Source organism: Streptomyces sp. WAC05374 (genome assembly GCF_004353505.1).
In the GTDB taxonomy this organism is placed as follows: domain Bacteria; phylum Actinomycetota; class Actinomycetes; order Streptomycetales; family Streptomycetaceae; genus Streptomyces.
The window spans coordinates 15,894-27,026 of the sequence record NZ_SMNQ01000010.1 but is presented as its reverse complement, the minus strand read 5'-3'; the positions used below and the strand labels follow the sequence as shown (position 1 = coordinate 27,026).

Below are 11,133 nucleotides of genomic sequence, written 5' to 3'. Positions count from 1 at the left end.
GCGTGCAGCGTCATGGTTCGGACGGCAGCGCCGTCATCCGCCTCCGCTCGGCGGGGCTCATTCTCCTCATCGCTCATCTGGTGCTGGTGGCGTGGCTGACGCTCCGGCCCCGGGACGTCATGTGGGTGACGGCGGCGAATCTGGAGCCACTGGCCGGGATCAAGGCCGATCTGGCGATGGGCCCGCTGGAGGCCGCGCGACGGATCGGTGAGGGCCTGCTGCTGCTGGCGCCCCTGGGTGTGCTGCTGCCGATGGCGGGCGGCCGGCTGGCCGTCTCCCCGTGGGGGTCGCTGGCCCGGACGGTCCTGGCGGGCGCGCTGGTGTCGCTGGGTATCGAGCTGTTGCAGACGGCGGTGCCGGGGCGGGTCGTGGACGTGGACGCGCTGCTGCTGAACACCACGGGCGTGGCGCTGGCGCATCTGGCGGTGGTGCCGGCGTGGCGGGGCCGGCTGCGGCGCCGGCAGGGGCCGGACGGGGGCCGGGGGCGCGGGTCCGCCGGGGGCGGGAGCCATGGCCGGGGTGCGGGTGCCTTGAGGGTGGGGGCCTTGCGGGACGACGTCTCTCAGGGTGCGACCCCGAGGATTCCCAGGGTCGGTATCGCCCCGTAGTCCGACGTTTTGTCCGGGCCTTCGAGGCGAGGATGGAGTCAACGGAGCACAACGACTTCATCGCGAAGGAGCCCACCATGGCCGCACTTGTCCGCCCGCGTGACGGGAAGATGATCGGCGGAGTGTGCGCAGCGCTGGCACGGCGCTTCGGCACCTCCGCGACGACGATGCGTGTGATCTTCGTGGCCTCGTGCCTGCTGCCGGGTCCGCAGTTCCTGCTGTACCTGGCGCTGTGGATGCTGCTGCCGTCGGAGAAGGCCGCGAAGCCGGCCTGGTAGCGCGGCCCGCGCACACGGAAGGGGGCGCCCACCATCACGGTGGGCGCCCCCTTCGCGTACGCGCCGGGCGGTGGCTCAGGCGCCGAGGCCGGGGAGGGCGGGGAGGCCGGGGACGGCACCGCCGACGGGCAGGCCGCCGAGGAGGCCGGTCGCGGTGGCGGGGTCGATGGGCAGGCCCTGGAGCGAGGCGTTCTTGGTGGCGGCGCCGGTCAGTTCCTGACCGGTGGCCAGCAGCTCGGTGGCGTTGTTCGGAGCCTGCTCGACGGCCGAGGTGAGGACCGGCACCGCGGTGGCGGTGGCGGCGCCCAGCGCGGCGCTGGTGGGCGTCGTGGTGGCCGCGGATGCGGTGCCGGCGGCGGCAGCGGCGAACGCGGCGCCGAGAGCGGCGACACCGAGGGTCTTGGCGGCAGACTGCTTCATCGAATTTCGTCCTTGGGGGAACTCGGGGAAAGATGAGCGGCTCTGCAACTTAGTCATCGTTCCGTGACCCCCGCAAACACCCGAAACGGCCAGGTCATGGAATTCCCGGCCGTTCGCGGGCCGGTGGCGTCAGGGCGTCTTCGGCGAGGAATCGCTGGTCGCGGCGGTCTGCCGGAACAGCCATTCGGACTTCAACTCGGCGTACCCGGGCTTGATCACGTCATTGATCATCGCCAGCCGTTCGTCGAAAGGAATGAATGCTGATTTCATCGCATTGACGGTGAACCACTGCATGTCGTCGAGCGTGTAGCCGAACGTCTCGGTCAGCAGCTCGAATTCACGGCTCATGCTGGTGCCCGACATCAGCCGGTTGTCGGTGTTGACCGTGGCCCGGAAGTGCAGGCGGCGCAGCAGCCCGATGGGGTGCTCGGCGTACGAGTCGGCGGCACCGGTCTGGAGGTTGGAGGTCGGGCACAGCTCCAGCGGGATGCGCTTGTCGCGCACGTACGCGGCGAGGCGGCCGAGCGCGACGGTGCCGTCCTCGGCGACCTGGATGTCGTCGATGATGCGCACCCCGTGGCCGAGGCGGTCGGCGCCGCACCACTGGAGGGCCTGCCAGATGGACGGCAGGCCGAACGCCTCACCGGCGTGGATGGTGAAGTGGTTGTTCTCCCGCTTCAGGTACTCGAAGGCGTCGAGGTGGCGGGTGGGCGGGTAACCGGCCTCCGCGCCCGCGATGTCGAAGCCGACGACGCCGTTGTCGCGGTAGCGGTTGGCGAGTTCGGCGATCTCCAGCGCGCGGGCGGCGTGCCGCATGGCGGTGAGCAGGGCGCCCACCCGGATGCGGTGGCCGTTGTCGCGGGCGCGGCGCTCGCCCAGCCGGAAGCCCTCGTTGACGGCCTCGACGACCTCTTCGAGGGTGAGGCCCTTCTCCAGGTGCTGTTCCGGGGCGTAGCGCACCTCCGCGTACACGACGCCGTCCTCGGCCAGGTCCTCGGCGCACTCGGCGGCGACGCGGACGAGGGCCTCGCGGGTCTGCATGACGGCGCAGGTGTGCGCGAAGGTCTCCAGGTAGCGCTCCAGCGAGCCGGAGTCGGCGGCCTCGCGGAACCAGATGCCGAGCTTGTCCGGCTCGTGCTCGGGCAGCGCGGTGTATCCGGAGGCTTCGGCGAGATCGAGGATGGTGCCCGGGCGCAGACCGCCGTCGAGGTGGTCGTGGAGCAGCACCTTGGGGGCGCGGCGGATCTGGTCCGCGGTCGGGATGTCGGGTGTCTGGCTCGTCATTTTCGAACTCTAGCCCCTACGCGCGTAGAAGGCGCGTCGATACGTAACAGTGACCGCGCGTACGGACCGCGTACACCTCCGCTTCTGAGACTGTTCTGCCATGGCACTCCAGGCACTCGTAGGCACCTCCGGCGCGCGGGCGCCCAGACTGGGCCGGCCCGTCGGCAGGGCCGCCCCGGCGGTGGGCGGCGTGGTGCTGCTCCTCCCGGACGGCGAGCCCGAGTCGGGGCGCGGCCCGTCGCCGGTCGCCCGCGCGGCCGCCCTGCCGCTGGCGCGCCACCTGGTGCGGGCCGGGCGGGCGGACGGCCTGGTCGCCCATGTGGTGCGGTACCGGGGGCGCGGCTGGAACGGCGCCGACGAGCGGCTCGCGGCGGACGCCCGGTGGGCCGCCTCGGAGGTCGTACGGCGGTACGGCGACGTCCCGGTCTGCCTCGCCGGGCACGGCATGGGCGGCCGGGCCGCGCTGCGCGCCGCGGGCCACACGGCCGTCAACTGCGTGCTGGCGCTCGCCCCCTGGTTGCCGGAGGACGACGTGGCGGCGGCACCCGAACCGGTGAAACAGCTCGCCGGCCGCCGGGTGCTGATCGCGCACGGCACGAACGACACGCGCACGGACCCGGAACTGTCGTACCGGCTGGCGGAGCGGGCCAAGAAGGCCAACCGGGACACCTGCCGCTTCGAGGTCCACTCGGACGGCCACGCGCTGCGCGAGCACCGCGCGGAAGTGCTCGCCCTGGCCGCCGACTTCGTGCTGGGCGCGCTGTTCGGCCACCCGCTCTCCCGCCCGGTCGCCGACGCCCTGGCGGCCCCGCCGCCGCTGGGCCTGCGGATGCCGCTGGCATCGGGCTTCGGCCGCGCCCTGCGGCGTTAGCGGCTTCTATTCCGGCTCGGTCAGCAGGCGGCCGCGCCGGGAGAGCAGGAACCGCTTGAAGGCCGCCACCGGCGGGGTGTCGGGGTGGCCGTCGAGCCAGGCGACGCCGATCTCGCGGGCGGCGCGCGGGGCGGTGACCGTGAGTTCGACGACGCCGGGGCGCGGCACCGCCGGAGGCGGCAGCAGCGCCACGCCGAGCCCCGCGGCGACCAGGCCGCGCAGGGTCTCGGCCTCCTCGCCCTCGAAGGCGATCCGGGGCGCGAAGCCCGCCTCGGCGCACAGCGCGTCGGTGATGCGGCGCAGCCCGTAGCCCGGCTCCAGGGTGACGAACGTTTCGTCGGCGGCCTCCGCGAGGCGGACGCGCTTGCGGACGGCCAGCCGGTGGTCGTCCGGGACGACGAGCCGCAGCCGCTGCTCGTCCAGGCGGCGGGCCACCAGGTCGGGCGCGTCCGGCACGGGCGAGGTCAGGCACAGGTCCAGGTCGCCGGCGCGCAGGCGCTCGATCATGGCCTCCCCGTAGTTCTGGACGAGCGTGAACCGCACCTTGGGGTGGTCCACCCGGAAGGCGCGGATGAGCCCGGGAACGGTCTCCGAGCCCAGCGTGTGCAGGAACCCGAAGGCGACGCGCCCCGCCGAGGGGTCGGCGTCCGCCCGTACCGCGTCGGCGGAGCGCTCCACCTCCGCCAGCGCCCGCTCGGCGGAGGCCAGGAACGTGCGCCCCGCCGGGGTGAGCGAGACCGTGCGGCCCTTGCGGGCGAACAGCGCGACGCCCAGGTCCTGTTCGAGGCGGACCATGGCCCGCGAGAGCGTGGACTGCGGCACGCCCAGGTCGTGCGCGGCCCGCGTCACATGCTCGTGGCGGGCGACCGCCGCGAAGTACGCGAGCCGCGGCGCAAGCAGCAGCCCCATGTCTTCTTCGTTACTGTTCGGTGACAGCCACCCGCGTGAGCTGTGGTTATGCGCCATGGGAACGATTAAAGCCGTTCCATGCATTGGACGCATGAAGCGGGGGTGCCTACGGTCGAGACATGCCTTCCGCCAGTACCAAGGCGGCCGCCACCGAAGCGGTCGCCGACACTCGCCTTTCCCCCGGCCGCCCCGGCTACCGCCGGATGAGCTTCGCGCTCCTCGCCGCCGGAGTCGCCGCCTTCGCCCTCCTCTACTCGACGCAGGCCCTGCTCCCGGCCGTCTCCGCCGACTTCGGCGTGAGCGCCTCGGCCGCCAGTTGGACCGTGTCCGCCGCCACCGGTGCGCTCGCCCTGTGCGTCCTGCCGCTGAGCGCCCTGTCCGAGCGGTTCGGCCGCCGCACGCTGATGACCGCCTCCCTCGCGGTCGCCGTCGCCGTCGGCCTGCTCGTCCCGTTCGCCCCGAGCCTTCCGTGGCTGGTCGCGCTGCGCGCCGTGCAGGGCGCCGCGCTCGCGGGGCTGCCCGCGTCGGCCATGGCGTACCTGGCGGAGGAGGTGCGCCCCAAGGCGCTGATCGCGGCGATCGGCCTGTTCGTGGCGGGCAACAGCATCGGCGGCATGAGCGGCCGGATCGTCACCGGCTGGGCGGCGCAGCTCTGGGGCTGGCGGGCGGCGCTCGCCGCGGTGGGGCTGATGGCGCTGGTGTGCGCGGTGGTGTTCCGCCTGCTGATCCCGGCGGCACGGCACTTCTCCCCCGGCTCGCTCGGCCCGCGGGCGCTGGCGGGTGCGGTCCGCACGCACCTGTCGGACCCGCTGCTGATGCGGCTGTACGCGATCGGCGCGCTGTTCATGACGGTCTTCGGCGCGGTCTACACCGTGATCGGCTACCGGCTCGTCGAGGCGCCGTTCTCGCTGCCGCAGGGCGTGATCGGTTCGATCTTCCTGATCTACCTGGTCGGTACGGTGTCCTCGGCCGCGGCGGGCAGGCTGGTGGGCCGCATGGGCCGGCGCGGGGCGCTGTACCTGGCGGTGACCACGACGGCGGCCGGACTGCTGCTGTCCCTGTCGGACGGGCTGGCGCCGGTGCTGCTCGGCCTGGTCCTGATCACCGCCGGGTTCTTCGCCGGTCACGCGGTCGCCTCCTCGTCGGTGAGCCGGACGGCGAGGACCGGACGGGCGCAGGCGTCCGCGCTGTACCAGTCGGCGTACTACCTCGGCAGCAGCGCGGGCGGCACGCTCGGCGCGGTCGCCTTCCACGCCGGCGGGTGGGCGGGCACGGTCCTGCTCGGCCTGGTCGCCGTCCTCGGGGTCGTGTCGCTGACCCTGTACGGGACGCACGCCGCGCGCGTGGAAAACCGGAAGTCCCGGGAAACGTACAACCGCACCGCTTCCCCGAGCGTCCTAAGGGCATAACCAGAAGCAGGGGCTCCAGGGGGAGTGGTGTACGTGGGTGGGATACGCAGGAGAGCCGGGGTCGCGCTCGGCATCACGGGCCTGGTCGTGCCGCTGACGGTCGCGCTCGGCGCCGCACCGGCACAGGCGGCGTCGTGCACGACGTCGACCGGGCCGTACCAGAAGCAGGTGGAGAAGTTCATGGGCCGGCCGGTGGACGGGAAGCAGTCGCCGGCCGACTGCAAGGCGATCCAGACGTTCCAGCGCTGGCACGGGATCACCCCGTCCATCGGGTACGCGGGTGAGGTCACCTGGCGGACGATGAACACGATCCTCCAGCAGCGGGCCGCCGGGAAGAACCCCAACGCGGCGGGGAAGTGCCCCACCAACAAGGGGCGCATCGCGTGCGTGGACCTGACCAGGCAGCTCTCCTGGATCCAGGACGGCGCCAAGCTGGCGTACGGGCCCGTGCCGGTCCGGACCGGCCGGGACGGCGACGAGACCCGCACCGGCGCGCGGAAGATCTACCACCGCAACATCAACCACTGGTCGACGCTGTACAAGGTGCGCATGCCGTACGCGCAGTTCTTCGACGGCGGCCAGGCGTTCCACTCCGTCGGCAAGTCCATGTACAACCCGCCCGGCTCGCGCGGCTGCGTCAACATGCGCGAGGCGGACGCCAAGGCGTACTGGAACATGCTGCGCAACGGCGACGACGTGTACGTCTACGGGCGCAAGCCGGGAACCTGACCCGCGTTGTCAGTGCCCTGCGGTAGCTTCCGTCGTGAGGGATGGGAAGCGCGAGCGGGGTGGACGCGATGACGGATACGGCGAGCGATGTGGCGAGCCTGGAGCAGTACCGCACGGAGCTGACGGGGTACTGCTACCGCATGCTGGGGTCGGCCTTCGAGGCGGAGGACGCCGTCCAGGACACCATGGTCCGGGCGTGGCGGAGCTTCGAGAAGTTCGAGGGCCGGTCCTCGGTGCGGTCCTGGCTGTACCGGATCGCGACGAACGTGTGCCTGGACGCGCTGAACGCGGGCAACAAGCGGGCGCGGCCGATGGACCTGACGGCGCCGACCCCGGTGGCGCGGGCGCAGCTCAACTCGCGGCCGGAGGTCACCTGGCTGGAGCCGGTGCCGGACGGGCGGGTGCTGCCGTCGGTCGCCGACCCGGCGGAGGCGGCGGTGGCCAAGGAGACCGTGCGGCTCGCGTTCGTGGCGGCTCTCCAGCACCTGCCGCCCAAGCAGCGGGCGGTGCTCATCCTGCGCGAGGTGCTCGCGTGGAAGGCGAGCGAGGTGGCCGAGCTGCTCGGCACCACGGTCGCGTCGGTCAACAGCGCGCTGCAGCGGGCCCGGGCGACACTGGCCGAGTCCGGGCCGGCGCGGACGGACACGGCCGACCCGCTGGACGAGGAGCAGAAGAAGCTCCTCGACCGGTACGTGGCGGCCTTCGAGGGGTACGACATGGCGGCGCTCACCGCCCTGCTCCACGAGGACGCCACGCTGTCCATGCCGCCCTACGACCTGTGGCTCCGGGGCCACGACGACATCACCGGCTGGATGCTGGGCGTCGGCGAGGTGTGCCGGGGCTCGCGGCTGGTGCCGGTGGTGGCCAACGGCACCCCCGCGTTCGCCCACTACCACCCGGACCCCGAGGGCGGCTTCAGCCCGTGGGCGCTCATGGTCGTCGAGATCGTGGACGGGAAGGTCTCGGGCATCACGTCGTTCCTGGACGTGAAGCGCTGGTTCCCCCTGTTCGATCTCCCGGAGCGGCTTCAGGCGTGAGCGCCCCGGAGAGCCCGACCAGCTCCAGCAGCCTCCGCAGCTCGGGCCCGGCCCCGCGCAGGGCCATCCGGTGCCCGAGCCGCCGGGCGGTCAGGTGGAGCCGGGCGAGGGCGTCGACGGTGGTGAGGTTCGGCCGGGTGACGGCGGCGACGTCACAGACGACGTCGCCGGTGGCGTCGCGGACGCCGTCGCCGCCGCTCCCGCCGAGCAGTCCGGTCAGCTCCTCGCACAGGCGGGCCACGTCGGCCGGCTCGACGAGGCCGACGACGCGGAAGACCTTCGGTTCCGTGGTGTCCACGGGAGGGAGACCCGCGCCACGGGCGGAACTCATCGGTGCCCGTACGCTGCGCCGTTATGACTGATGATCCTGTCGAGCTGGTGATCTTCGACTGCGACGGCGTCCTCGTGGACAGCGAGCGGATATGCGTGCGCGTCGACGCGGAGATCTGTGCCGAGCTGGGGGCCTCCTTCACCGAGGAGGAGATCGTGGACCTCTTCGTGGGCTCCTCGTCCGAGACGTACACCGCCGTCATCGAGGAGCGGCTGGGCCGCCGGCTGCGGCCGGACTGGTTCGACGCGTTCCAGGACCGCCACCAGGCGGCGCTGGACGCGGAGCTGACGGTGGTGGACGGGATCACCGAGGCGCTGGACGCGCTGTCGGTGCCGTACTGCCTGGCCTCCAACGGCGGCCACGCCTCCATCCGCCAGAACCTCACCACCACGGGGCTGCTCCCCCGCTTCGAGGGCCGCGTCTTCAGCGCGGCCGACGTCCCGCGCGGCAAGCCCGCCCCCGACCTGTTCCTGCACGCCGCCGCCACGATGGGCGTCCCGCCGTCGCGGTGCGCGGTCGTCGAGGACAGCCCGTACGGCGTCGCCGCCGCCCGCGCGGCCGGCATGCGCGCCTTCGGCTACTGCGGCGGACTGACCCGGCCCGAGCGTCTGACGGGCGAGGGAACGGTGGTCTTCGACGACATGCGTGAGCTTCCGGCGCTGCTGACGGAGCGGCCGGCATGACCGGGGACGCGTACGAGGAGATCGCGGGCGTCGCGTGGGACGGGCTGTTCCACGCCTACGGAACCGCCACGGACACCCCGGCCCACCTGCGGGGCCTGCTCGGCGGGGACGAGGCGGAGGTCTCGGCCGCCTTCGGCCACCTGTGGTCGGCGATCCTGCACCAGGGGACGGTCTGGCCCGCGACCGCGCCCGCCGTCCGGGTCGTCGCCTCGGCGCTCACCCGGCCGGCCCTGCGCGAGGGCGCGCTGGCGTTCCTGCGGGCGGTGGCGGTGGCCACGGACCCCGGGGACCACGCCGACGGGCTGCGGGCCGAGGCGTACCCGGAGGACCCGGCGGCCCGGGCCGCGATCGACGCCTGGGTCGCGGCGTACGCCGCCGCGGACGAGGACGACCAGGTCGACATGTGGGACGACGGTACCGGCGACCTGGTGCTCAGGCGTGCCGCGCTCGACTGCTACGACGCCTTCCCGGACCTGCTCGCCCCGGTCGCGGGGCTTCTCGGCGATCCCGAACCGGCGGTGCGTACGGCGGCGTGGTCGGCGGCGACCGTCCTGGCGCGCCACCCGGCGGCGGTGCCGTCGGCGGCGGACCTCGGCGGGCGACTGGAGCGGCTCGCCGGGGCGGCCGGCGGCGCCGAGGAACGCGCCTCGCTCGTGCTGGACCTCGGCGACCTGGGCGGTGCGCCCCGCGCCTGGCTGGCGGACCCGCACCTGGTGGTACGGGGCGCCGCCGCGCTCGCGCCCGCGCTCGCGGAGGACCCCGAAGCGCTCGACGTGCTGGTCGACCTGGCGCGGTCGCCGCGCGCCTTCGACGCCCTGTCCGCGCTCCCCCGGTTCGGCGGCGAGCCCGCCCGGTGGACGCTGATCGCCGCCGTGTGCGCCCGGGTGCCCGACGCCGCACGGCTGTACCCGGCGGCGCTGGCCGCCCTGCCGCTCGCCTTCCGGCTGGCCCCCTGCCCGGATCTGGGCCCGTACCTGCGGGTCGCCTTCCCCGGCGGATGGCCCACCGACCCGTCTCCGCACCAGTGCGCCCTGGCCCGGGCGGTCGGCGAGCGCGACGAGCTGTGGGACCCGCTGAACGGCAATCGGAAGATCACCTTCCGGCACCTGGGCCTGCCCGACGACCGGGCGGCGTGGCGCGGCCTGTAAAGGGGGCGGGCAGTTCCGGCCGAACACGAACGGGACCGGTGGAGGTCCACCGGTCCCGTTCAGCCGTGCGGGTGTCAGGCGATGCGCTCCAGCACGACCGGCGTCGGCTCGTACGCCGTGCCCGCCGGCGCGACGTCGTAGGCGCCGTCCAGGGACTTCAGGGCGTAGTCGACCTTCTCCGGCGTGTCCGTGTGCAGGGTCAGCAGCGGCTGGCCCGCCGTGACGGTGTCGCCGGGCTTGGCGTGCAGCTCGATGCCGGCGCCCGCCTGGACCGGGTCCTCCTTGCGGGCGCGGCCCGCGCCGAGGCGCCAGGCGGCGACGCCGACGCCGTACGCGTCGAGGCGGGTGAGGACGCCCGAGGAGGGGGCGGTGACGACGTGCTGCTCGCGGGCGACCGGGAGGGTGGCGTCCGGGTCGCCGCCCTGGGCGGCGATCATGCGGCGCCAGACGTCCATCGCGGAGCCGTCCGCGAGGGCCTTCGCCGGGTCGGCGTCCTTGATGCCGGCCGCGTCGAGCATCTCGCGGGCGAGCGCGATGGTCAGCTCCACGACGTCGGCGGGGCCGCCGCCCGCGAGGACCTCGACGGACTCGCGGACCTCCAGGGCGTTGCCCGCGGTGAGGCCGAGCGGGGTGGACATGTCGGTGAGCAGCGCGACGGTCTTCACGCCGTGGTCGGTGCCCAGGCCCACCATGGTGGAGGCCAGCTCGCGGGCGTCGGCGATGTTCTTCATGAACGCGCCGGACCCGACCTTGACGTCCAGGACCAGCGAGCCGGTGCCCTCGGCGATCTTCTTCGACATGATCGAGGACGCGATCAGCGGGATCGCCTCCACCGTGCCGGTGACGTCGCGCAGCGCGTAGAGCTTCTTGTCGGCGGGGGCGAGGCCGTCGCCCGCGGCGCAGATCACCGCGCCGGTGGTGTCGAGGACGTTCAGCATCTCCTCGTTGGACAGCAGGGCCCGCCAGCCGGGGATGGACTCCAGCTTGTCCAGGGTGCCGCCGGTGTGGCCGAGGCCCCGGCCGGAGAGCTGCGGGACGGCGGCGCCGCACGCGGCGACCAGCGGGGCGAGCGGCAGGGTGATCTTGTCGCCGACGCCGCCGGTGGAGTGCTTGTCGGCGGTGGGGCGGGACAGGGAGGAGAAGTCCATGCGCTCGCCGCTCGCGATCATCGCGGCGGTCCACCGGGCGATCTCCGTGCGGTTCATGCCGTTCAGCAGGATCGCCATCGCCAGCGCCGACATCTGCTCGTCGGCGACCTCGCCGCGCGTGTAGGCGTCGATGACCCAGTCGATCTGCTCGGGGCTCAGCTCGCCCTTGTCCCGCTTGGTGCGGATGACGGAAATCGCGTCCATGGCCTTAAGGGTTCCTTCCAGCGGGAGGGGACAGTCCTGTGCGCGTGACTCTACGCGCATAGAGAGGAGGGGGA

Annotated in this window: 13 protein-coding genes; 8 read left to right on the top strand and 5 right to left on the bottom strand. The window is 73.4% G+C overall.

Annotated features, from left to right (window positions below):
• The first annotated feature begins 2 nt into the window (after positions 1–2).
• A complete protein-coding gene (locus tag E2B92_RS19755) occupies positions 3–608 on the top strand; it encodes a VanZ family protein (protein WP_133087622.1) in 606 nt (201 codons plus the stop codon).
• A 77-nt stretch (positions 609–685) separates the two neighbouring features.
• Entirely contained in the window at positions 686–886 is a 201-nt protein-coding gene (locus E2B92_RS19750) for a PspC domain-containing protein (RefSeq protein WP_126886558.1), read from the top strand.
• Positions 887–961: 75 nt separating this feature from the next.
• Here the strand turns inward: E2B92_RS19750 and E2B92_RS19745 are convergent, their stop codons facing one another.
• Positions 962–1,306: a hypothetical protein gene (locus E2B92_RS19745; RefSeq protein WP_126886556.1), complete on the bottom strand. Its 345-nt coding sequence runs from the start codon at positions 1,304–1,306 to the stop codon at positions 962–964.
• Between the two features lie 129 nt (positions 1,307–1,435).
• Positions 1,436–2,590, bottom strand: coding sequence for an adenosine deaminase (locus E2B92_RS19740; protein WP_126886554.1), 1,155 nt, complete (start codon positions 2,588–2,590; stop codon positions 1,436–1,438).
• A 100-nt stretch (positions 2,591–2,690) separates the two neighbouring features.
• Between E2B92_RS19740 and E2B92_RS19735 the strand changes: the two genes are divergently transcribed.
• Positions 2,691–3,461, top strand: coding sequence for an alpha/beta hydrolase (locus tag E2B92_RS19735; protein WP_126886552.1), 771 nt, complete (start codon positions 2,691–2,693; stop codon positions 3,459–3,461).
• 6 nt (positions 3,462–3,467) lie between these two features.
• On the opposite strand, the gene E2B92_RS19730 is transcribed toward E2B92_RS19735, so the two are convergent.
• Positions 3,468–4,427, bottom strand: a complete 960-nt coding sequence (locus tag E2B92_RS19730) for a LysR family transcriptional regulator (protein ID WP_126886550.1) — start codon at positions 4,425–4,427, stop codon at positions 3,468–3,470.
• A gap of 62 nt (positions 4,428–4,489) precedes the next feature.
• On the opposite strand from E2B92_RS19730, the gene E2B92_RS19725 reads away from it, so the two are divergent.
• The 3 genes from E2B92_RS19725 to E2B92_RS19715 all read left to right on the top strand — a co-directional run bounded on the left by E2B92_RS19725 (position 4,490) and on the right by E2B92_RS19715 (position 7,545).
• Complete coding sequence (locus E2B92_RS19725; RefSeq protein WP_126886548.1) at positions 4,490–5,779, top strand: MFS transporter; 1,290 nt, start codon at positions 4,490–4,492, stop codon at positions 5,777–5,779.
• A gap of 33 nt (positions 5,780–5,812) precedes the next feature.
• The gene (locus tag E2B92_RS19720; RefSeq protein ID WP_126886546.1) at positions 5,813–6,508 is read left to right on the top strand and encodes a L,D-transpeptidase family protein; all 696 of its coding nucleotides are present in this window, start codon (positions 5,813–5,815) and stop codon (positions 6,506–6,508) included.
• Between the two features lie 68 nt (positions 6,509–6,576).
• A complete protein-coding gene (locus E2B92_RS19715) occupies positions 6,577–7,545 on the top strand; it encodes a sigma-70 family RNA polymerase sigma factor (protein WP_126886544.1) in 969 nt (322 codons plus the stop codon).
• Here E2B92_RS19715 and E2B92_RS19710 read toward each other — a convergent pair.
• Positions 7,478–7,843 carry an STAS domain-containing protein gene (locus tag E2B92_RS19710; RefSeq protein ID WP_235023890.1) on the bottom strand — a complete coding sequence of 122 codons (366 nt, stop codon included), beginning with the start codon at positions 7,841–7,843 and terminating at the stop codon, positions 7,478–7,480. The two genes, E2B92_RS19715 and E2B92_RS19710, sit on opposite strands and share 68 nt — an antisense overlap.
• 56 nt (positions 7,844–7,899) lie before the next feature.
• On the opposite strand from E2B92_RS19710, the gene E2B92_RS19705 reads away from it, so the two are divergent.
• Both E2B92_RS19705 and E2B92_RS19700 read left to right on the top strand, forming a co-directional pair.
• Entirely contained in the window at positions 7,900–8,559 is a 660-nt protein-coding gene (locus E2B92_RS19705) for an HAD family hydrolase (protein ID WP_126886540.1), read from the top strand.
• Positions 8,556–9,707 carry a hypothetical protein gene (locus E2B92_RS19700; RefSeq protein ID WP_126886538.1) on the top strand — a complete coding sequence of 384 codons (1,152 nt, stop codon included), beginning with the start codon at positions 8,556–8,558 and terminating at the stop codon, positions 9,705–9,707. Before E2B92_RS19705 ends, E2B92_RS19700 begins: the two co-directional genes overlap by 4 nt.
• Positions 9,708–9,781: 74 nt before the next feature.
• Here E2B92_RS19700 and E2B92_RS19695 read toward each other — a convergent pair whose 3' ends face one another.
• On the bottom strand, positions 9,782–11,059 hold the full coding sequence (locus E2B92_RS19695; protein WP_126886536.1) for a thymidine phosphorylase: 1,278 nt from the start codon (positions 11,057–11,059) through the stop codon (positions 9,782–9,784).
• Positions 11,060–11,133 lie beyond the last annotated feature (74 nt).